The following is a 19,625-nucleotide window of genomic DNA, read 5'->3' on the forward strand; positions in this document are numbered from 1 at the left end:
CGTCAGGCACTTATACCGAGCCCCCCGGCCTCACTGAGGTCGGGGTTTTTTGTGTCGGGTAGCTGGCTGATGGTTAAGTGCCGGTGCCGAGAGGGTGTTCAGGTCTCGACTTCGTAGAGTTCGATGGGCGTGCCATCCGGATCGCTGAAAAAGGTGAAGCGAGCCCCGGTGTACTCGTCGATGCGGATAGGCTCGGGGTGGGCGCCGCGGACCTCGAGCAGGGCGACTGAGGTGTCGAGGTCCGTGGTGGCGAGGGCCAGATGGCGGAGCCCGCAGGCCTCGGGGTAACTCGGACGCGGGGGTGGCGACGGGAAGGAAAACAGTTCCAGCTGGATACCACCGGGCAACAGGAGATCGAGCTTGTGGCTGTCGCGCTGTTCGCGATAGGTCTCGTTGATGACCTCGGCGTCCAGCACTTCCAGGTAGAAGCGCCGGGCACGTGGATAGTCGGCGGTGATCAGGGCGATGTGATGCACGCGGGCGAGCGGCAAGCGGGCAGAGGGCGCGTCCATGGGTGTCTCGCGGTCGTGTCGGTGTTGGACGCCCTGATAAAGGGCGCCGGAGGTATCAGGTGCAGAGCGGTTCCAGTGCTTCGACCAGGCTATCCATCTCGTCTTCGGTGCCGATGGAGATACGCAGATAGTCGCGAAGCGCGTCGGTATTGAAGTGACGAACCAAGATGCCGCGTTCGCGGAGGCCGACGAAGAGTTGGGCGGCATCGATGTCCGGATGATGGACCAGCAGGAAGTTGGTTCGGGAAGGCAGAACGCGAAAGCCCAGTTCCTCGAGACGTCCTCGTGTGCGTTCCCGGGTGGTGATCACGGCTTCCCGACAGGCTTCGAAATGGTCGTGGTCAGCCAGAGCCGCGATGCCTACGGCACTGGCGAGACTGTCGATGGGGTAGGAATTGAAGGAGTCCTTGACCCGCTCGAGCCCCTCGATCAGTTCCCGCGAGCCGACCGCGTAACCAAGGCGCAGGCCGGCGAGGCTGCGCGATTTGGAGAAGGTGCCGGTGACCAGTAGGTTGGGGTGATCGGATACCAGAGGAATGGCGCTTTCTCCGCCGAAGTCCGCGTAGGCCTCGTCGATCAGCACCACCGAGTCGGTAACGCGGGACAAGAGCGTGGCGATGGCCTGGCGCTCGTGCCCATGGCCGGTGGGCGCATTGGGATTGGCAAACACGACGCCGCCGGATTCCTTGGCGAAAGCCTCCAGATCGACGCGCCACTGCTCATCCAAGGGCAGGGCATGACGCGTGACGCCATACAGCCGGCAGTAGACGGGATAGAAACTGTAGGTGATGTCCGGCATTTCCAGCGGTCGGTCGTGACAGAAGAATGCCTGGAAAGCCAGGGCCAGGACTTCATCCGATCCGTTGCCGACGAAGACCTGTTCCGGCTCGACGCCGACCTCGCGGGCGATGGCCTCGCGCAGGGCGCGGGACTCGGGGTCAGGGTAGCGACGCAGATGATCCACCGGGAACTCGCGCAACGCAGCTTCGACACCGGGCGCGGGTGGATAGGGATTCTCGTTGGTGTTCAGCTTGATCAAGCGCTCGCGGGGTTGTTCGCCTGGCACGTAAGGCGTCAGCTCCCGTACCTTGGGGCTCCAGAACTTACTCATCGTTATTCGCTCGGGGTGGAAACACTGGATCGACCATGGTGACCCGCTCGTTGGAACCGCGCAAGCCGGCGTCGTGCCAGGTGGCTCCGTGTAGGGGCGGTCAGCAAGTCGGGCAGCCTGGTGACGATGCCGTTGCTATGCTGGGTGGTGTTCGAGCATGTCCGTCCGATGGCATCATGGCAGTGGAACCTGACGACCTCCAGGCTGTCCGCTGTTGGCACGAGAGGTTATGCTATCGAACAGGTTGCCGTGCATCACGGCGCCATGCCCATTGGTTAGGAGAACGAATATGCAAATCAGGACGTTGCTGGCGGGCTCGGCCATGCTCGCCTTGTTGGCGGGTTGTGCGGCGGGCCCTACCGATCAGGGAACCGCCAAGCCGGAGATGACGAGTACCGAGCAGACGTATCAGGGCACCTTGCCGTGCCGCAACTGTGAAGGGATCGACCTGAACGTCACCATGACGGGAGACGAGCAGGGCGCGGCCGCCGACCGCACCTTCGATCTGGAGGCCTCCTATCGTGGCCACCCGGAAAATCCGCCCAACGAAACCTACACAGGTAACTGGGAAGTGCTCGACGGAACGGCCGATGATCCCGAAGCCACCGTCTACGAGCTCACGCCGAACGGCGAAGGTCAGGTCTATTACTTCCTGCGTGTGGATCCACAGACCCTGGAGTTGATCGATCCGCAGCGTCGCCGCTTCCAGAACAACGAGGTGCTGCGCCTGAAGCGCATGTGATGCAACAGGCATCGCGTTGAGACGAGGGGCGGCCACGGGGCCGCCCCTTGCGTATGCCCTCCACCGCCAGTCTTCATCCTTCGACGAGTCACCCATGGCCAAAGCCAAGAGCGCTTTCGTCTGCACCGAGTGCGGCGCTGAATACCGAAAATGGCAGGGGCAGTGCTCCAGCTGCCAGGAATGGAATACCCTGAGCGAGGTGCGGCTCTCCGCAGCCCGTCCCGGAGCCGCTACGGGCAGTGGTGCGGGTCGAGGGGGCTATGCCGGTGCCGTATCGCGTGAGGTTGTCGAGCTTTCCAACGTCGACCTGAGTGAAGTGCCCCGGCTGACCTCGACGTTCGAGGAGTTCGATCGGGTGCTGGGAGGCGGTCTGGTGCCGGGTTCCGCCGTGCTGCTGGGCGGGCATCCCGGGGCCGGCAAGTCGACGCTGCTGCTGCAGACGGCCTGCAAGCTGGCCCAGCAACGTCGCGTGCTCTATGTCACCGGGGAGGAGTCGCTGTCGCAGGTGGCGATGCGTGCCCATCGCCTCCAGCTTCCCACCCAGGGCTTGCAGATGCTGGCCGAGACCAGCATCGAGACGATTCTCGGCGTCGCCGAGCGTGAGCGTCCCGAGGTCTTGATCATCGACTCCATCCAGACGACGCACCTGGAGGATATCGCGTCGGCGCCCGGGGGAGTGGCTCAGGTGCGAGAGTCCGCCGCTGCCCTGACACGATTCGCCAAGCAGTCCAGCACGGTGCTCATGCTGGTGGGTCATGTGACCAAGGACGGCACGTTGGCCGGCCCCAAGGTACTCGAGCACATGATCGATGCCTCGCTGTTGCTGGAAGGCGGCGCGGACTCGCGTTTCCGCACGCTGCGAGGCCAGAAGAACCGCTTCGGTGCGGTCAACGAGCTGGGAGTCTTCGCCATGCTCGAGCATGGCCTCAAGGAGGTGAAGAATCCCAGCGCCATCTTCCTGTCGCGCAGCGAGGAGCAGGCGCCGGGCAGCCTGGTGATGGTGGTCTGGGAGGGCACTCGGCCGATTCTGGTGGAAGTGCAGGCGCTGCTCGATGACTCGGCACTGGGCAATCCGCGTCGTGTGGCGGTGGGGCTGGACCAGAACCGCCTGGCCATGCTGCTGGCAGTACTGCATCGCCATGGTGGGCTGTTCACCGGCGACCAGGATGTCTTTCTCAACGTGGTCGGCGGGGTCAAGGTACTGGAGACCAGTGCCGATCTGGCGGTGTTGCTGGCGGTGGTGTCGAGCCTGCAGAGTCGGCCCCTGGCACGCGAGCTGGTGGTGTTCGGCGAAGTCGGCCTGTCCGGCGAGATCCGGCCGGTGCCGAGTGGCCAGGAGCGTATCGTCGAGGCTGCCAAGCATGGCTTTCGTCGCGCCATCGTGCCCCGCGCCAATGCACCCAAGCAGGCCCCCGAAGGCATGGAGGTCGTCGCGGTGGACAAGCTGGCCGATGCCCTGGAAGCTCTCTAGACGTTGTAGAATGCCGATAATGAAGCCAAGGAGAACGAGATGAGCGCCATCCGCCTGACCCAGTACAGTCACGGTGCCGGCTGTGGCTGCAAGATCGCCCCTGACGTCCTGGACGGCATTCTGGCCAAGGCCGGGCCGGGAGCCTCCCACTCTCGGTTGATCGTCGGCAACCAGGGTCGCGAGGACGCCGCCGTCTATGACTTGGGTGACGGTCGCGGAATGATCGCCACGACCGATTTCTTCATGCCGATCGTCGATGACCCCTTCGATTTCGGTCGGATCGCCGCCACCAACGCCATCAGCGATGTCTATGCCATGGGCGGATCGCCGGTGATGGCCCTGGGCATCCTTGGCTGGCCACTGGACAAGCTAGGCGCCGACATTGCCGGCGATGTGGTGGGCGGTGCCCAGGCCGTGTGCCGCGAGCTCGGTCTGGCATTGGCCGGCGGGCATTCCATCGACGCACCGGAGCCGATCTTCGGGCTGGCGGTCAATGGTCTGGTCGATCTCGAGCACCTCAAGCTCAACAAGGGCGCGCAAGTCGGCGATCTGCTGTACCTGACCAAGCCGCTCGGCGTGGGCATGCTGACCACCGCGGAAAAACAAGGATTATTGGCGCCGGGCCATCAAGGACTGGCGCGCCAGACGATGCTCGAGACCAACCGCATCGGCATGGAGCTTGCGCGGATACAGGGCGTGCATGCCATGACCGATGTCACCGGTTTCGGCCTTGCCGGTCACCTGACCGAAATGTGCGATGCCAGTGATGTCGCTGCACGCATCGATTTCCGGCGCCTGCCGCGCTTGGCCGAGGCCGAGGCCTATCGGCGCCAGGGTGCCGTGCCCGGCGGGACCGGCCGCAACCGGGAGGCTTTGGGCAAGGCGCTGCCCGCCATGGATGAGGCCCACTGGCAGTGGTTGTGCGATCCACAGACCTCCGGCGGCCTGTTGCTCTCGGTGCATCCCTCCTGGGAGGACGATATCGAGCGCGTTGGGCGCTCTCATGGTCTCGAGCTCGAGCCCTTCGGCGAAGTCGGCGCCGCGCGGGGCGAGGCGCGCATAGAGGTTCGCGGATGAGTCCGACACTGGTCGACCCTGATCTCGAGTTGTTGCGCGAGCGGCGCGTCCTGATCGATGTACGCGCGCCGGTGGAATTTCGTCAGGGAGCGCTGCCGGGTGCGGTCAACCTGCCGTTGATGGATGACGATGAGCGCCATCGGATCGGGATCGAGTACAAGCAGGCCGGCCAGGATGCCGCCATTGCGCTGGGAGAGCAGCTGGTTGCCGGCAGTGTGCGGGCGGAACGTGTCGATGCCTGGCGGCGCCTGCTGGATCGCCATCCCGATGCGCTGATCTATTGCTTTCGGGGTGGCCAGCGCTCGCGGATTGCCCAGCAATGGCTCGCCGAGGCCGGGGTCGAACGACCGCGCATCCGTGGCGGCTGGAAGGCCATGCGCCAGGCGCTGTGCGCGCGGATCGACGCGGCGGCGGAGCAACCGCTGCTGGTGGTCGGTGGCCTGACCGGCTGTGCCAAGACGAGTCTGATCCAGGCGCTGTCATGCGGATTGGATCTCGAGGCTTGTGCCCGCCACAAGGGGTCCGCTTTCGGCCGCCATCCGCTGATGGCGCCATCCCAGATCGATTTCGAACATGCCATGGGCCTGCGCCTGCTGGAGCTGCCGGGGCCGGTCGTGCTGGAAGACGAGTCCCGCCACATCGGCACCGCCAATATCCCCCTGACCTTCTGGCGTGGCATGGAGCGTGCGCCGCGCATCCGGGTCGAGATGCCCCTGGACTGGCGCCTGCAGCAGATTCACAAGGACTACATCGAGGATCTCTGGACGGTCTACCGCCATCAGTTCGGCGAGTGGCTTGGCTGGACGCTGATGCGCAAGCAGCTTTCCGGCGCCTTGCAACGCCTGCGCAAGCGGCTGGGCGGCGCCCGGCTGGCCCGACTGCAGCGCCTGCAGACGCTGGCCTTTCGCGAACATGAGCGAGGCAACAGCCAGGCCCATGAGGCCTGGCTGGCACCACTGTTGACCGAGTATTACGACCCCATGTATCGCTATCAGCTGGAGAAACACGACGACCAGCATTTCCTGCACGTGGGCGACTGGGACAGTTGCTTGGCGGCGGCGCGGGACTGGATCGAGGAAGCGTCTCGTGCCGAGCGTTCGTCGTGTGGTCGCTCAGCGGCGAGCGCTGCCCAGCCACTGGGATAACAGCCGATCCAGCAAGGGAGCCTGGCGATCAAAGCGCCTGGCGTCGGCCAGCATGGCCTGGCGTGTCTGGAGATAGGGGCCGGTGCCCAGAGACGGCAAGTGATCAAGCATGTCGAGCACGCTGGCGGGGGTGGCCTCCAGGTGGCAGAGCAGGCCGAGCACGCGGTGGCCATCCCAACTGAAGCCCTGCATGGGGCTTGCCTCGCTGCCGCCGAGCGGCAGGGCATCATCAGGCAGGGCGAAGATATCGCGGTGCCACATGAAGGCCTCGAAGCGTTCCGGCAGGTCGAAGGGGCTGTCGGGTGCCAGGTCGATGGTGTGCCAGCCGCTTTCGGCATGGGTGCCTGGCGATACCATGGCGCCGAGGGCCTCGGCGATGCGGCGCGCGCCGTGGCCGAGGCCGAGCAAAGGCTTGCGGCCATTCAGTGCCTGTTCGATCAGCTTGCGCTCCCGGCGCGGCCAGGCCGCGTTCGCGGGGATCCGGCCTTCCTCGGGGCCATCGAGGATGATCAGGGCATCGCCGTCGGCGAGCCGGGGGGCAGCTCGCCCTCATGAAGATGGAAAATGGTATGGCTGTATCCCATGCTGTCGAGCCAGTCGGCAATTCGGGCGGGGCCTCGGTGCGGGCCATGCTGGAGGAGGTGCAGATGCATAGGGACCTCGGCAGTGAGTGAGCAAAGGACGGGAGCGGAAGGGTACATGAAGCCGGCACTCAAGGAACAGATCCTGACCATCCTGGCCGAAATTCCGCCGGGGCGCGTGACGACCTACGGCCGCATCGCTGCCATGACCGAAGGTGCCACCCCGCGCATGGTGGCCAGAGCGCTGCGCGAGCTGCCCTCGGGGCATGACCTCCCCTGGTTTCGGGTGATCACCGCCTCGCGTCGACTGGCCGATCACGGCGGGGCGGATGAACAGCGCCGTCGCTTGATCGATGAGGGTGTGGCGTTCGACAGCCGGGGGCGAGTGGCCAAGGAGCGCCTCTGGCCTTGAAGGCCCCATCACACAAGGAGATTTCATGAGTCAGTCATCTGGCGGTTTCTTCGATCGACTCCAGGCGTTGCCGTTGCGAGGCCAGCAGGCGTTCATGGCCGCGCTCTGCGAGCGTCTGGTACCCAACTATGCCCTGTATGCCGAGACGACCGGTCACGGGGACGTCAAGGCGCTACGGGCCGTGCTCGACCTGGTCTGGGAACGGCTTTCGGTCAAGGACGCGCGCATCGACTTCGATCGGCAGGCGGAAAAACTGGCCGAGCTGGAGCCGCCGGAGGAGGACGACAGCTTCGGGGCTCGCCGGGCGCTGGAGGCGGTCGTCGCGGTGTCTGCGCTGCTCGATACCCTGCGCGGTGAGTCGCCGGATTCGGTCCTGGAGGTCAGTCGCACCTCGCGAGGTGGCGTGCGGGCGTTCATCGAGTTGACCGAGGGCGAGGAGGATGCCGGCAAGCTTGCTGCCCTGACGCGCGAGCATCCGCTGATGCGCGAGGAGAACGACTTCCAGGATGCGGTGCTCGAGGCGGCCCAGGGCCACCTGGACCGCGACGCCCTCAAGGCTTTGCGCCGACTGGGGCGTAACGAAGGAGTCAGCAATCTGGGCCTGACGACGGACTGAGCGCTCAGAATCGCAGGCCCGCCGTGATCATCATGCCGGCGGCGCCGAACAGTATCAGGTCGCTTTCGACATGTCCCCATCGCATGCCAATGCTGGGAAGCGCGGCTGGGGCGGTTTCCAGATGGTTGAAGGGAATCTTGTCCCGGTACTCCCCTCTGTATCCGTGCAGTAACCCGGCCGTCAGCTTGGCGCGTATGCTGAAATCGTGATCGAAGTGCCAGAGAGGAAACTGCCGGCCGAGATAGAGATAGAAGGTCTCTTGAGCGAAGGAGTTCTGGAAATGGGCACCACCGGCCAGCCAGTCATTCGGGGTGTGGAACTCGAGGCCGATCAGCTCTTGGTGATTGTTGTGTTCGGGGTCAGGGTCGAAATGTCGCGTATACAGGCTGGTTTGCACGAGGACATGGTCCAGCGCCAGCTTGGGAGGCCAGTCGAGCGACAGGGGCAGGGGATTGGCGTGCGCCTGGCCGGCCAGCAACGCCCATGAGGTGATGATGAGAAGTTTCCCGAACGGGCGATGCGTCATGATGCGTCCAATGGAGTGTATGGTGCATCATGCCTGCCGCGGCCCGCACCGGCAACCGAGCCAGCCTGGTGCCTGGGAGCAGGCACTTCTCGAGCAACGGCCTGGGGTGTCCCGGGCCGTTGCTTCACAGTGATTTACCGTCCCGCTGTTGCGGCTCGATTCCCGTAATCGACAGGTACCCAGTCATAGCCTTCAGGTGCCTTGCGAATATGCCCGATGCCCGGGAAGGACATATGAGGCACGGCGACGAGGTCACCTTCTTCGGCTATGGCCAAGAAGGCCTTCGAACGTGTGCTGGCGGCCATTTCTGGATTGACGTCGTAGGCAATGGTCACCGATGGGTCCGGCAATTGCACAGCCGCCACATGGATGATATCGCCGATGAAGGTGAGCGTCTGCCCCTGGCTTTTCAGCGTGTAGAAGGCACTGCCTGGCGTGTGCCCCGGATGGAGAGACGCTGTCAGGCCCGGGAGTATTTCCGTGGTCCGGTCAAAGGGGGCGACCTTGCCAGCATCGATGTAGGGCTTCAGGCTCTGGATGGCCTGATCAAAATAGCGCATGTCATAGTCGGTACGCTTCGCGTTCTGACGATCCAGAAAGAAATCGACGTCCGGCTTGCCGACGTGAACCGTGGCGTTGGGGAAGATGATCTGTCCGCCTTTGGTGAGTCCGCCCATATGATCGGAATGCACATGGGTGAGCAGCACATCGGTGATCTGTTCAGGCTCAACGCCTGCGGCACGCAGACTGTCGATCAGCTGGTTGCCCAGCCCCGGTCCGAACAATGGACCCACGCCCGTATCCACAAGGACGAGCCGATTGCCCATTTCGAGTAGAAACGCATTGATCGATACTTCGACAGGGTTGGCCAGATAGGCCCGCGCCAGCATGGCATCGATTTTTTCGTTGGTAATGCCATGCAGGAGCTTATGCAGGTCCTGTGGCACTGTGCCGTCGGAAAGTGCCGTGACTCGAACATCCCCTACCATGACGGCATAGGTATCGGCGCCCTGTTGGACAATGCCCGGCGAATCGTTTGGCGCGAGGTGCGTGGTTGCGAAGACTGGCCCTGACGCGACCAGGCTCAACAATACAGCGGAAAGCATAAAGGCACGTACAGCCATTGGCCTGTCTCCCTGTTCAGGTGAATGTCAGAGCCAGAGCATAGAGGGCGGAATGATGGTCGAGAAAACGATGGTCGTTATACCTTGCATAAGCCGCACTGATAGCCCTGTATCGACCTGTCCCGAAGGGAAATGAATCTAATGCCTGACCGTTTGAGCGAAATTGATATTGGCTTGTTGATGGCGTTCGAAGCCCTGATCCAAGAGAGAAATGTCAGCCGTGCGGCGGATCGGCTAGGAATTACCCAACCGGCCCTTTCGGGACGATTGACGCGCTTGCGTACGCTCTTTGGCGATCAGCTCTTTGTTCCGGTCGCCGGTCGAGGCGTGATGCCAACTCCTCGTGCTAACGAGCTTGGAGCGACATTGCCTCAACTGCTGGACCATCTGCGGGAGTTCATCGGGCCAACTCCCTCGTTTGATCCGGGGAAAAGTGATCGCGAATTTGTACTTGCGGCCTATGACAATCCCGCCATTATGCTGGGGCCGGATATTGTCCCTGCGCTCAAGCGGGCGTCGCCTCATATCAGGATCACATTCGTAGTGCCGGATCCCGAGACGATCACGCAAGCCCTCGATCGTGGAGATATCGATATGGTCGTCGGCCTACCCCGACCGGAGGATGGGGGATTGATTGGCCGGACGCTGTTCACCGACGAGTTCGTGACCGCGCAACGGCATGGTCATCCGCGAGGCAACCACCCGATCACGCTGGACGAGTTCTGCGCCGCTGAGCATCTGCTGGTGTCGACCAGCGGAGGAGGATATAGGGGGCCGGTGGATCGTGCGCTCGACAAGCTGGGTCGGTCACGTCATGTCAGCCTTTCAGTCCAGAGCTATGCCCTGGCACCGATCATCCTTGGCAGTAGTGATCACCTGTGCACACTGCCCGGCCGTTTCCTTCGACGCTTCGAGGCCATGGTCGATCTGTTTGCGCCACCGCTGGATGTTGGCAACGTTGAATTGTATGCCCTCTGGCATCCGCGTATGAGGGACGATCCAGCACATCGCTGGTTTCGTAATCTGGTGTTTGAGGTGGCTCGGGTAACGCACGGCTGAGGTCGACCCTTCGGTTGCCCGGGCAAGGCGTTGCCGAAGCAGTCACCGCCCTTACCCACAGGAATCCCGAGCCGACTTCTGCCAGCGATACGGCCAGGAGCATGCATCGTCAGTGGTTCTGGATACGCAGAGTTTCCAGGCCACGAAACACCAGGCTTGAGCGCCATTGAGTTCCGCCGGGGGCCAGGGAGAAGTCGTGCTGTATCAAGGCCGGCAGAACGCGCTGCAGTTCTATTCGCGCCAGGTGGGCACCCAGGCAGTAGTGTGCACCATGCGCGAAGGCCACGTGCCGTCTGGCATCGCGGCCAAGATCCAGGCGGTCGGGGTCGCAAAAGACTCGAGGGTCCCGGTTGGCCGCGGAAAAGGAGAACACGACCACCTCGCCCCGCTGTATTCGCTGATCGCCAACCTCCAGGTCTTCGAGCGCATAGCGTATCGAGCAGCGGACCGGGCCGTCGTAGCGCAACAGCTCTTCCACTGCACTGTCGGTGAGTTCGGGATGGGCTCGCCAACGCGCGAGCTGATCGGGGTGGCGCAGCAAGGCCAGCGTGCTGTTGCCGATCATGTCGGTCGTGGTTTCGAAGCCGACCGCGAACATCAGCGCGTAATGGGTGACCAGTTCCTCGAGGCTCAATCCTTGGTCCAGTGCGGCCTTGGGGTCCAGGGTGCCGGGGCCGTTTGCGACCTTTCGTTGTGTTTCCAGATGTTCGCGAATGTATCGGCTGAATTCCTCTGCACTGTGGTTGATGCGGGTGGCAGTGTCTTCGGTCATCAGAGGATCGAACCCCGCAATCATGTCCTGCCCCCAGGGCAACACGTCGGGCAGGTCCTCGCGGGGGAATCCCAGTATTTCGCTGATGGCGGCTGCCGGCAGCGGCAAGGCGAGTTCCTTGATCAGATCGGCTTCCTGGCTCTGGCGTAGCTTGCCGATAAGCTCGGCGGCGCACTCGTCGACATAACCGGTCCAGCGCTTGACGGCCTCAGGAGTGAACAAGGGCGAGAAGACGCGCCTGAGTCGTTGATGCTGTGGAGGGTCCAGAAACAGCATGAAACGGTTGAGATGCTGGCTGAAGGGGACGCTTTCCTGTTGCCGACTCAAGGCGCTGAGAAACGGCATATTCGCGCGACCGGCATCGAGGTGTGGCGATGCATCGCCCAGCTCTCGCGGATCGACGCCAAAGCGCTTGTCGCGCAGACCGGCCGACACCTCGGCGTGATGGGTCAGCCACCATCGGGATACGGTGTCCTGGAAAACCGGGCCGTGGTCGCGAAGTTGCGCCAGAAAGGGATAGGGCTCATCGACGTAATCCGGATGGTAGGGATCGAAGGAGATACCCTGCCGAGAAACTTCCACGGCTCGCCCCGGTGTACGAGGCGCTCTGGCGGGGTGCAGGCGGTCCAGTCCGAGGGCAAGGCGAGGGCGCGAAGCCAGTGCCGGTTGCATCGCCTCGGCAAGCGCCTGGACGTGGGGCGTGCGTACCATGCTGAGGTGGTCACCCGGCACCGGGACGATGTCCAGCGAGGCGCACAGGCCTTCCCAGCCCATGGCAGGCTCATCGGAACTGGTGCAGACCCCTCGCGCGGGGTGCACCAATTCGGTGGGGAAGCCGGAGCGGGCGCGTAGCAGGGTGGCCGAACCGGGATAGAATCGCGGTCGGAATCGCATCATCGCCGTGTAGTTGGTGTTATGGACGGTGGTGACCCTGTTGAGTGAAGTCTGGAGTCGGCTGCCCAGCCTGCGTGTCAACCATTCTCGCTGTTGATCCGGCGCGAGGGTCTCCAGCTCGCGGGCGCTGATCGGTTCGCCGGTCTGTTGGGTCAGGCGCTGGGTGATGTTGTGGAGTTCGTACAGGGCCATCAGATCGGGAGGGAGGTCATCGTGGGCATCATGGCCTTCTCGGAGCTGGAAGGTATCGATCAGGAACAGCGCGTCGATGCGCTCGCCTTGCTCGTGGAGCTGGCGCGCCATTTCATGCGCGACCAGACCACCGAAGGAATGCCCCGCGAGCCGGTAGGGCCCTTCGGGCTGGATGGTCCGCATTTCGCCGATGTAGCGTCGCGCGAGTTCCTCGACCGACCCGAGGGGAGAGGCGGTGCCGTCGATGCCGGGAGGCTGGAAGGCGATCAGCGGGGAAAGCTCGGCGAGCTCGGCAGACAGGCTCGACAGATACGTCGCCACTCCCATCAAGCCAGGAATACAGAACAAGGGAAGTGAAACCTGCCAGTCGCTCAATGCTATCGCACAGCTACCGGACTGCGCCCCCAGGGGCGCAGTCACGAAGGCGCCGTTGCTGCCGCCCGTGTTCTGCTGCATTCGGCTGTCTTCCACGAGGTCGACCAACTGGCCCAGCGTCATGGAACCGAACAAGGACATCAGAGGCAGCTTCACGTGGAAATGGCGTTCGATGTATTCCGTCAGTTCTACGGTGGCCAGCGAATCCAAGCCTAGCTGGTTCAGTGGATGGTCAGCGGGGATCGAAGCAGCCCCGGCATCGTTTTCGGTGAGCCGGGCTATTTCCTGAGCGAGGGCCTCGTGTAGATGCGGTCGGCGCGAGGGGCGATCCGTTTCCCGGTCGGCCGTATCGTGATCGGCACGTTCCGGCGTGATGGTGTCCTGCAAGTGGCGGGAGTCGAGATGGTGGTCCACGAGCCCTCCTGGGTCATTTCGTTGTGGGTAAACTTTCCTGAGGTGGCATGCGATGAGCCTTCCACTCGGCTTCGGCTGGATCGGCATTACGTATTAAGCGCTCACCTGTTAGCGCACCAGTCATGATGAGTTCGGGCCAACGAAGCGACTGGGCTTTCCCGGTAATGCACGGAAGCCGCCAGAATCTTTTGTGAGCCATGTTGTGCCGAGCGCCGGTCAGCGGTGTTACGGGCAGAAGGAAAAGAAACCTGCTTGGTACCTCCCATCAAGCAATGTTCCCGGTTTAGTCTCAATGACCAGACAGCGCCATCACCTCTAGTTAGCCAGTTTTGAAAAGTCAAGCTCGTGCCCGAGCATCAAGTTTTGGTTGTAACGGGATTGACGCTTTTTTCATGATAATGAGGATGTATGGAGATGGTGTATTTGCTCGAGTTATGATGTCCTCGGTCTCTGATATGGCGTGATGAGTTAGAGTGGTTGGAAAGTCAGAAAGTGTTACGAAGTGTTGTTGTTTTGTGAGGCTTGATATCTAGTTGCGAAATCGATCTTGACGTGACGGGTGGCTGTAATATTGAAATAACGTCGTTGTGCCATGGTGCCATGCGAGCAGGCTAGGAGGCACGAAAAAATGCCTTGGCGATGAGAGCATGCGCGATATTATGCATTGTTAATATTATGCGAATCTGTGAAGGTGAGACGAATTCGACAGGTTGTGGCACGGGTAAGTGTAAAAGCAGGAAGCATGGCAAATGCTCGATAACTCATAAGGAAGATCGGCAGCCTGAGCGGGGCAGCAAGGCCTGCATAGAGGCGCCATATGGAGGCAGGGAATGAAGCGAGAGACTGAGGTTGTCAGCGTGGGAGGATGGAATATCTATGTCGAACGGTATGTCTGTCCAGAAGCTTCCGAGTCGGCGATTTTTGTCAATGGAGCACTTTCGACGACACAAGCTTTTCGCAGTACCATAAAGAACTTGAAGGGAAAGGTGAACATGATTCTGTTCGATCTTCCTTTCATCGGGAAGTCCAGGCAGCACAACACCATTTCCCGTCCAATATCCAAATCCGAAGAAGTGATGATTCTCCAGGGTTTGATTGACCGCTATCAACCATCCTATCTCCTTTCCGTGTCTTGGGGTGGGTTGGCAGCACTGATGGTGCTGGCCAACAAACCACCCTCTATTCGCAAGGCATTGATAGCGTCGTTCTCGACCAGAATTACTCCGGAAATGCGCCGTTATATCGAGCGTGCCAAAGTGTTGCTCGATGAAGAAAGGAATCATGAGGTCGCCACCTTGCTGAACAGTGAGGTAGGCAAGTACCTGCCTCGATTGCTGCAACGAGTGAACCATGAGCACATCAAGAACCTCGATGGCGAGACATATCGTCAGGCCAGGTTTCATATCGGTCAGATATCGTCACTCAGTTTCGAGGACTATGTCGATGTGTTCAAGGAAGTGGAGGTGCCCGTACTGTTCGTGAACGGAGATTGGGACGAATATACGTCCAAGGAAGATGTCAAGTGTGTCGAGAATTATATTGAGGAGTGTGAGTTCTTTGTCATCCCTGAGGCGGGGCACTTCCTGGATATGGAGAGCAAGTCGGCATCCCGGAGCATGAGCGAGATATATGATCGCCATTTGCTGGCTTAAAGGGCCGGCTGTGTGAGGTGAGCGGAAAACATGGGGCTGGCACACGAGGTGGTGGCCGGCCTCATCGAGTGCAGCGTCTTTGCTTGATGCGCGGATATCGGAAGGACGACGCTCGATGCGTCGGATAGCGGCCGGCGCTTGGTGGGGCGAGCGAAACGACGCGCATGCAAAAGCCCCGTGTCGCGATAGGCGAACGGGGCAAGCATATATCTACAGAGGAGGCGCCTTGGCGCTGTTCCGCAACCCTGCGATGTCAAAGGGTTTCCCGATGGTGCCGGCACCAGGAGTCGAACCCGGGACCTACTGATTACAAGTCAGTTGCTCTACCAACTGAGCTATGCCGGCTCGGAACCCGATCTCGGCCAGGAAAGCAGAACGAGAACTAGGTTGGCGTGGCTGGGGTAGCAGGATTCGAACCTGCGCATGCTGATACCAAAAACCAGTGCCTTACCGCTTGGCGATACCCCAGCATTGTGGTGGCCAGAGACGGAATCGAACCGCCGACACGGGGATTTTCAATCCCCTGCTCTACCGACTGAGCTATCTGGCCCGCGCCAACGGTGCGTATTAAACCCTAAAGGCCTTTGCGCGTCAACCGTTTCGTTTCAAAAAGATGGCGTATACAGCACCTTGGGGCCCGTTACTGTTCCGGCGGCACATAGCCTTCGGCCTGGTCGGTTTCCTCGTTGTTCAGGAAGCGCTCCAGCTGCTCCATCAGATAGGCCCGGTCCGTCGGGTCGAGCATGTTGAGGTGCTTCTCGTTGATCAGGCGGGTCTGCAGGGCTTGCCACTCCTCCCAGGCGCGCTTGGAAACACTGGCCTGGATCTCGCGGCCCTTTTCGCCGGGCAGCGGGGGGAAGGGAAGGGCTTCCAGCTCTTCCTGATACTTGCGGCAGAATACGGTCTGGGTCATCGGGATGGCTCCTTGGCTGATTCGGATGCATGGCCTGCGGGTGCGGACAGGGTGAAGGGGCGCAGCGACTCCAGCAAGCCCTTGACCGGCGCGGCGAGTCCGATGTTGGCAGGGTCGGTTGGATCGAACCAGCGCCGGGATTCTCCGATGGCGTCGAGGCGTGTCACGCGAGCTGGCTGGGGCGTGATTTCCAGCCGGAAGTGGCTGAATACATGCGTGAAGGTGCGCCAGGCCTCATCGAGCTCGGCACCCGGTGCGTGCTGGTCCAGCCAGGCCCGCATGGCGGGGAGGTCTTCGAATTGCGGCAGACTCCAGAGGCCGCCCCAGAGCCCGCTGGAGGGGCGCTGCTCGAGCAGCACGCGACCTGCGTCATCCTGGAGCAGCAACATGAGGGTCTGCCGAGTGGGGAGTGCCTTCTTCGGCTTGGATTCCGGAAAGCGGCGTTCCTCGCCACGTTCGTGGGCGAGGCATTCGGTCTCGAAGGGGCAGCGTCCGCAGTCTGGACGGCCGCGGCGGCAGAGTGTCGCGCCCAGGTCCATCATCGCCTGGGTGTAGTCGATCACGCGCTCAGCGGGCGTGTAGTGCTCGGCCAGCGTCCACAGCCGGCGTTCCACGGCAGGGCGCCCCGGCCAGCCCTCCACGGCATGCAGGCGGGTCAGCACTCGCTTGACGTTACCATCGAGGATCACCGCGCGCCGCCCGGTGCTCTGGGCGATGATCGCCCCGGCGGTGGAGCGGCCGATGCCGGGCAGGCTGGCCATGGCCTCGAGGCTGTGCACGGGGAAGGCGCCACCGTGCTCGGCCACCACGACCCGGGCAGCCTTGTGCAGGTTGCGCCCGCGAGCGTAGTAGCCAAGTCCGGTCCATAGATGCAGCACTTCGTCCTGATCGGCGGCGGCCAGGGCCTCGACATCGGGAAAGCGCGTCATGAAGCGCTCGAAGTAGGGAATCACGGTGGTGACCTGGGTCTGTTGGAGCATGATCTCCGAGACCCAGACCCGGTAGGGGGTGCGGTTTCGTTGCCAGGGCAGGTCGTGGCGCCCGTGCACGTCGAACCAGTCCAGCAGGCGGCGCTGGAAGGTCTCGGGCGACAGGATGGCGGGTGGATCGTCGGTCATGAAAGGGCTCGACACGCAAAAAAGCGCCGATCACGGAGACCGGCGCAGTGACTGGCTTTACTTGATGCTCATTTCAATAGACTCTCGAGGGTGCCACGAAGTTCACCGCCGGCTTTTTCCTCGAGTTTGTCCATGGCGTCTTCGAGACGCTTGTCGATTTCCTCGCCGGCTTCCTGGCGCAGCAAATCGCCGAGCGACCCTTGCAGGGCCTGGCGGTCGAAGCGACACCACTCGTTGCTGTTTTCGCTCAGTTGCCCTTCGCAGTGAACGGGGAAGGGGACTTGCTTGAGGCGCGGATTGACCTCGCAGGCTGCATCCACGGTGTCGGTGAAGTGGGCATCGGCCTTGAGATCGAAGCGTTCGCTGGCCACATCGAGCTGGCCCTGGCCGTCCAGGGCGATACCCGGGATCGTCACGGTGAGGTCGTCGCTCTCGGCCACGCCATCGCGGATCCGGAAGCTGGCCTCGGCGCGTTGGAGGCGGGTGCCCTCCTGCCATTCTCGGCTGGTCTCCTTGCCCTCGAGACGGGCCGCCGTGGTGCAGAGTTGTCGTGAGATATTGGTGCCGGTCAACTGCCCTTCGGCGAGCCGGGTTTCCAGGTGGCCGTTCAGGGCGCGCTTGAGTTCGGCCAGGCTGTTGCCCTGGCTTTCGAGTTCGCCGTTTCCTTCCAGAAGCCCCTGCACGGGGGTCGGTTCATCGCCGAGGCTTTCCAGCAGATCGCCCAGCCTCACAGCGCTGATGTTGGGTGACAGCTGCCAGCGCAGCGGTGTCTCGCGGGCATCGAGCGAGCCGGTGGCCGAGAGCTGGCCCTCGTGGAAATCCGCTTTGAAGCGAGTCAGGCGATGGCGACCCTCCTGGCCTTCCAGCGCCAAGGCCACGTTCTGGAAGCGCTGCCGCAGAAAGTGAAGCTCGCCGAGCTCAAGATGCGCCTCGAGGTTCAGGCCGGCCAGCCAGCTTGCGGGCACCAGGGCTGTCGCTTGCTCGGCATAGGCGCGCTCGAACAGGGGAAGGCTGGCGCTGGTTTCCGAGGAAGGCGTATCGGGCGGCAGGTAATCGTCCAGGTTCAGGGTGTCGCCCTGCAGGTCGAGATTCAGGCGAGAGCCGTCGAAGCGGCCTCCCAACTGCCCGCTGAAGGTGCCGCCATCCAGGTTCAGGGTCAGGCCGTCCAGGGTGATGGTCTGCAGATCGCCCTCGATCGGGCTGGTCAAGCCGACCTCGCTCAGTGCCGTATCGCTTGCCGTGGACGGCAGGATGTCGAGGCGTGTCAGCCAGGGGCGCAGCGACAATGGCGAGAGTTGCAACTGCCCGCGATAGGTAGGCGCCGTGAACAGTTCGGTCAGGTTGAGGTTGCCATTCAGGTCGAGGCCGTCGGGGCCCGTCAGGTGCAGTTCGCGGAGTTGCGCCGTCTGGGCCGGCAGGTCGGCATCCAGTTGGAAAGTGGTCTCCAGCGCCAGACGCTTGTCGCCCAGGCGCGGATGCAACAGGCTGGTATTGAGCTGGCCATCGCGCAATGTCAGATGCTGCTCGCCAAGATCGAGCACTGCCTCGCCGGCGCTCAGGTTGGCTCGCTGCTCCTCCTGCGCATCGCCGAGACGGGTATCGGCCTGCAGGGAAAGCTGCTGCAGAACGTGGCGTCCTTCGGCCAGACCGAGGTCGACCTGCGACTTGAGGATGATCTCGCTGACGAGGGTCGGCGTTTCGACGGCAACGTCGTCGTCCAGCGTGACGCGGAAGCTGGCATTGAGCGGAAAGGGCTTGTCGGGATTGACGTTGCGGCCGGTCACGTTGAGCTGCTCCAGGATGATATCCCGTTCTGCCTGATCATCGCGGTAGTGGACCTGCCCCTGGTGGACCTGAACGCTGGCGATGTTGAGCGCCACGGAAAGCCCTCCGTCGCTCGAGGCCTCGGGATTGGGGCCGGCGCTGGCTGGCGCGAGGACGGCTTCGGCCTCTTCGCCACGACTCTCCAGGCGCTCGATGAGCGTTTCCCAGTTGCCACGGCCCTGGGCATCGCGCGCCAGGTTGAGCGACAGACCTTCGAGGGTCAGGCCGTCGATGGCAATCTCCCCGCGCAGCAGGGGAGCGAAGGCCAGGCTGACTTCGGCCTGGTCGAAGGCGGCGAACGGACGGGCATCGGAAGACTGGCTCGGCAGGCGAGCTTCGGCGGCCTTCACGCTGACGCCCAGTCGCGGATAGAACGACCAGCTGAGCGGGCCATCCAGTTCCAGCTTCAGCCCGCTATGTTCGCGTACCACGTCGACGAGGCGTGGCTTGAGGTCTTCGGGGTCGAAGAAGGTGGTGACAAAGACCACGGCACCGACCACGACCAAGCCGAGAATGCCGATGGTGGCCAGCAGGGTACGCAGGATTCGCTTCATTGCCCGGCTCCTTTGGGCGGTAAATCGAGTTCGAAGTAGTCACCCGTCTGGGTCAGGCGATAGCCGAGTCGTTTCAGCAGCATGTGGTCGGCCATGGAAAGCTGCGAGCTGACCATGCGCAGCCGGCACCCTTCGTGGTGTGCCGCTTCGCCGGTCAGTGTCAGAAGACGCGAGCCGACGCCCCGGCGGCGTGTGGTCTTGCGCACGCAGAGGTGGGAGAGCCACCAGGCGTCGGCGTCGGTGTGGACCGCCACGGCTCCCAGTAGTCGATCGTTGAAGTGCGCGCAGCAGAAGAAGCGCGTTGCCGCCAGATGCTCGCGGATGAACGCCTCGGGTTCCTGTGGCAGGCGCTCGATGGGGGCATCGGCGTAGATGCGGAGCAGATCGGTGCGGGCCTGGGCATCCGATTCCCAGGTCGCCTGGTCGACTCGCTGAAGCGTGACCGGCATGCATGATTCTCCCGTCTAGGGTGGCGAAGACCGCCATCGCTGAATGGTTGGCATTGTAGCGGATGGGGGTGGCGTTTCACTATAATGGCGAT

17 protein-coding genes, 3 tRNA genes and 1 pseudogene are annotated in these 19,625 nt (G+C 62.6%); 8 read left to right on the top strand and 13 right to left on the bottom strand.

Annotated features, from left to right (window positions below; translation table 11 throughout):
- Window positions 1-98: 98 nt before the first annotated feature.
- Both gloA2 and hisC read right to left on the bottom strand, forming a co-directional pair.
- Window positions 99-512 carry an SMU1112c/YaeR family gloxylase I-like metalloprotein gene (gloA2, locus tag A9O65_RS00005; RefSeq protein WP_064701014.1) on the bottom strand — a complete coding sequence of 138 codons (414 nt, stop codon included), beginning with the start codon at window positions 510-512 and terminating at the stop codon, window positions 99-101.
- Window positions 513-567: 55 nt separating this feature from the next.
- On the bottom strand, window positions 568-1,623 hold the full coding sequence (gene hisC, locus A9O65_RS00010) for a histidinol-phosphate transaminase (RefSeq protein ID WP_064701015.1): 1,056 nt from the start codon (window positions 1,621-1,623) through the stop codon (window positions 568-570).
- A gap of 289 nt (window positions 1,624-1,912) precedes the next feature.
- On the opposite strand from hisC, the gene A9O65_RS00015 reads away from it, so the two are divergent.
- The 4 genes from A9O65_RS00015 (at window position 1,913) to mnmH (ending at window position 6,058) form a co-directional block, all read left to right on the top strand.
- On the top strand, window positions 1,913-2,365 hold the full coding sequence (locus A9O65_RS00015) for a copper resistance protein NlpE N-terminal domain-containing protein (protein WP_064701016.1): 453 nt from the start codon (window positions 1,913-1,915) through the stop codon (window positions 2,363-2,365).
- Window positions 2,366-2,459: 94 nt separating this feature from the next.
- Window positions 2,460-3,836 (top strand): DNA repair protein RadA, encoded by a 1,377-nt coding sequence (gene radA, locus A9O65_RS00020; RefSeq protein ID WP_064701017.1) that lies wholly within the window; start codon window positions 2,460-2,462, stop codon window positions 3,834-3,836.
- Window positions 3,837-3,875: 39 nt separating this feature from the next.
- The gene (selD, locus tag A9O65_RS00025; RefSeq protein WP_064701018.1) at window positions 3,876-4,913 is read left to right on the top strand and encodes a selenide, water dikinase SelD; all 1,038 of its coding nucleotides are present in this window, start codon (window positions 3,876-3,878) and stop codon (window positions 4,911-4,913) included.
- Window positions 4,910-6,058: a tRNA 2-selenouridine(34) synthase MnmH gene (gene mnmH / locus A9O65_RS00030; RefSeq protein WP_064699075.1), complete on the top strand. Its 1,149-nt coding sequence runs from the start codon at window positions 4,910-4,912 to the stop codon at window positions 6,056-6,058. Before selD ends, mnmH begins: the two co-directional genes overlap by 4 nt.
- Here mnmH and A9O65_RS00035 read toward each other — a convergent pair.
- Window positions 6,026-6,711 (bottom strand): annotated as a pseudogene (locus tag A9O65_RS00035) (type 1 glutamine amidotransferase). The gene mnmH and the pseudogene A9O65_RS00035 overlap by 33 nt on opposite strands.
- 46 nt (window positions 6,712-6,757) lie before the next feature.
- On the opposite strand from A9O65_RS00035, the gene A9O65_RS00040 reads away from it, so the two are divergent.
- Window positions 6,758-7,051, top strand: a complete 294-nt coding sequence (locus A9O65_RS00040; protein ID WP_064699073.1) for an MGMT family protein — start codon at window positions 6,758-6,760, stop codon at window positions 7,049-7,051.
- Between the two features lie 25 nt (window positions 7,052-7,076).
- The gene (locus tag A9O65_RS00045; RefSeq protein ID WP_064701019.1) at window positions 7,077-7,667 is read left to right on the top strand and encodes a YjaG family protein; all 591 of its coding nucleotides are present in this window, start codon (window positions 7,077-7,079) and stop codon (window positions 7,665-7,667) included.
- 4 nt (window positions 7,668-7,671) lie between these two features.
- On the opposite strand, the gene A9O65_RS00050 is transcribed toward A9O65_RS00045, so the two are convergent.
- Both A9O65_RS00050 and A9O65_RS00055 read right to left on the bottom strand, forming a co-directional pair.
- Entirely contained in the window at window positions 7,672-8,193 is a 522-nt protein-coding gene (locus A9O65_RS00050; RefSeq protein WP_082919965.1) for a hypothetical protein, read from the bottom strand.
- Window positions 8,194-8,327: 134 nt separating this feature from the next.
- Complete coding sequence (locus tag A9O65_RS00055) at window positions 8,328-9,317, bottom strand: MBL fold metallo-hydrolase (RefSeq protein ID WP_217641199.1); 990 nt, start codon at window positions 9,315-9,317, stop codon at window positions 8,328-8,330.
- Between the two features lie 141 nt (window positions 9,318-9,458).
- Between A9O65_RS00055 and A9O65_RS00060 the strand changes: the two genes are divergently transcribed.
- Window positions 9,459-10,376 carry a LysR family transcriptional regulator gene (locus A9O65_RS00060; RefSeq protein ID WP_082920083.1) on the top strand — a complete coding sequence of 306 codons (918 nt, stop codon included), beginning with the start codon at window positions 9,459-9,461 and terminating at the stop codon, window positions 10,374-10,376.
- 109 nt (window positions 10,377-10,485) lie between these two features.
- On the opposite strand, the gene A9O65_RS16820 is transcribed toward A9O65_RS00060, so the two are convergent.
- A complete protein-coding gene (locus tag A9O65_RS16820; protein ID WP_175473462.1) occupies window positions 10,486-13,023 on the bottom strand; it encodes a cytochrome P450 in 2,538 nt (845 codons plus the stop codon).
- 830 nt (window positions 13,024-13,853) lie between these two features.
- Here A9O65_RS16820 and A9O65_RS00070 point away from each other — a divergent pair.
- The gene (locus tag A9O65_RS00070) at window positions 13,854-14,675 is read left to right on the top strand and encodes an alpha/beta fold hydrolase (protein WP_064699070.1); all 822 of its coding nucleotides are present in this window, start codon (window positions 13,854-13,856) and stop codon (window positions 14,673-14,675) included.
- 269 nt (window positions 14,676-14,944) lie between these two features.
- Here A9O65_RS00070 and A9O65_RS00075 read toward each other — a convergent pair.
- From A9O65_RS00075 to A9O65_RS00105, 7 genes are all read right to left on the bottom strand, one after another.
- Window positions 14,945-15,020, bottom strand: a tRNA-Thr gene (locus A9O65_RS00075).
- A 48-nt stretch (window positions 15,021-15,068) separates the two neighbouring features.
- Window positions 15,069-15,143: transfer RNA gene (locus A9O65_RS00080), tRNA-Gln, on the bottom strand.
- A gap of 6 nt (window positions 15,144-15,149) precedes the next feature.
- Window positions 15,150-15,225, bottom strand: a tRNA-Phe gene (locus A9O65_RS00085).
- 90 nt (window positions 15,226-15,315) lie between these two features.
- A complete protein-coding gene (locus A9O65_RS00090; RefSeq protein ID WP_064699069.1) occupies window positions 15,316-15,588 on the bottom strand; it encodes an oxidative damage protection protein in 273 nt (90 codons plus the stop codon).
- Window positions 15,585-16,706 (bottom strand): A/G-specific adenine glycosylase, encoded by a 1,122-nt coding sequence (gene mutY, locus A9O65_RS00095; protein ID WP_064701021.1) that lies wholly within the window; start codon window positions 16,704-16,706, stop codon window positions 15,585-15,587. The genes A9O65_RS00090 and mutY overlap by 4 nt, the downstream gene beginning before the upstream one ends.
- Window positions 16,707-16,774: 68 nt before the next feature.
- Window positions 16,775-19,084 (bottom strand): AsmA family protein, encoded by a 2,310-nt coding sequence (locus A9O65_RS00100; protein ID WP_064701022.1) that lies wholly within the window; start codon window positions 19,082-19,084, stop codon window positions 16,775-16,777.
- Window positions 19,081-19,533, bottom strand: coding sequence for an acetyl-CoA sensor PanZ family protein (locus tag A9O65_RS00105; RefSeq protein ID WP_064699066.1), 453 nt, complete (start codon window positions 19,531-19,533; stop codon window positions 19,081-19,083). Before A9O65_RS00105 ends, A9O65_RS00100 begins: the two co-directional genes overlap by 4 nt.
- Window positions 19,534-19,625: the final 92 nt, after the last annotated feature.

Origin of the sequence: Halomonas caseinilytica, from assembly GCF_001662305.1 — a bacterium.
Taxonomy (GTDB): Bacteria; Pseudomonadota; Gammaproteobacteria; order Pseudomonadales; family Halomonadaceae; genus Halomonas; species Halomonas caseinilytica.

What these genes read in the sequence shown, in the direction of transcription:
- gloA2 (WP_064701014.1), bottom strand. Translation starts at nt 512, where the DNA reads ATGGACGCGCCCTCTGCCCGCTTGCCGCTCGCCCGCGTGCATCACATC.
- hisC (WP_064701015.1), bottom strand. Translation starts at nt 1,623, where the DNA reads ATGAGTAAGTTCTGGAGCCCCAAGGTACGGGAGCTGACGCCTTACGTG.
- A9O65_RS00015 (WP_064701016.1), top strand. Translation starts at nt 1,913, where the DNA reads ATGCAAATCAGGACGTTGCTGGCGGGCTCGGCCATGCTCGCCTTGTTG.
- radA (WP_064701017.1), top strand. Translation starts at nt 2,460, where the DNA reads ATGGCCAAAGCCAAGAGCGCTTTCGTCTGCACCGAGTGCGGCGCTGAA.
- selD (WP_064701018.1), top strand. Translation starts at nt 3,876, where the DNA reads ATGAGCGCCATCCGCCTGACCCAGTACAGTCACGGTGCCGGCTGTGGC.
- mnmH (WP_064699075.1), top strand. Translation starts at nt 4,910, where the DNA reads ATGAGTCCGACACTGGTCGACCCTGATCTCGAGTTGTTGCGCGAGCGG.
- A9O65_RS00040 (WP_064699073.1), top strand. Translation starts at nt 6,758, where the DNA reads ATGAAGCCGGCACTCAAGGAACAGATCCTGACCATCCTGGCCGAAATT.
- A9O65_RS00045 (WP_064701019.1), top strand. Translation starts at nt 7,077, where the DNA reads ATGAGTCAGTCATCTGGCGGTTTCTTCGATCGACTCCAGGCGTTGCCG.
- A9O65_RS00050 (WP_082919965.1), bottom strand. Translation starts at nt 8,193, where the DNA reads ATGACGCATCGCCCGTTCGGGAAACTTCTCATCATCACCTCATGGGCG.
- A9O65_RS00055 (WP_217641199.1), bottom strand. Translation starts at nt 9,317, where the DNA reads ATGGCTGTACGTGCCTTTATGCTTTCCGCTGTATTGTTGAGCCTGGTC.
- A9O65_RS00060 (WP_082920083.1), top strand. Translation starts at nt 9,459, where the DNA reads ATGCCTGACCGTTTGAGCGAAATTGATATTGGCTTGTTGATGGCGTTC.
- A9O65_RS00070 (WP_064699070.1), top strand. Translation starts at nt 13,854, where the DNA reads ATGAAGCGAGAGACTGAGGTTGTCAGCGTGGGAGGATGGAATATCTAT.
- A9O65_RS00090 (WP_064699069.1), bottom strand. Translation starts at nt 15,588, where the DNA reads ATGACCCAGACCGTATTCTGCCGCAAGTATCAGGAAGAGCTGGAAGCC.
- mutY (WP_064701021.1), bottom strand. Translation starts at nt 16,706, where the DNA reads ATGACCGACGATCCACCCGCCATCCTGTCGCCCGAGACCTTCCAGCGC.
- A9O65_RS00100 (WP_064701022.1), bottom strand. Translation starts at nt 19,084, where the DNA reads ATGAAGCGAATCCTGCGTACCCTGCTGGCCACCATCGGCATTCTCGGC.
- A9O65_RS00105 (WP_064699066.1), bottom strand. Translation starts at nt 19,533, where the DNA reads ATGCCGGTCACGCTTCAGCGAGTCGACCAGGCGACCTGGGAATCGGAT.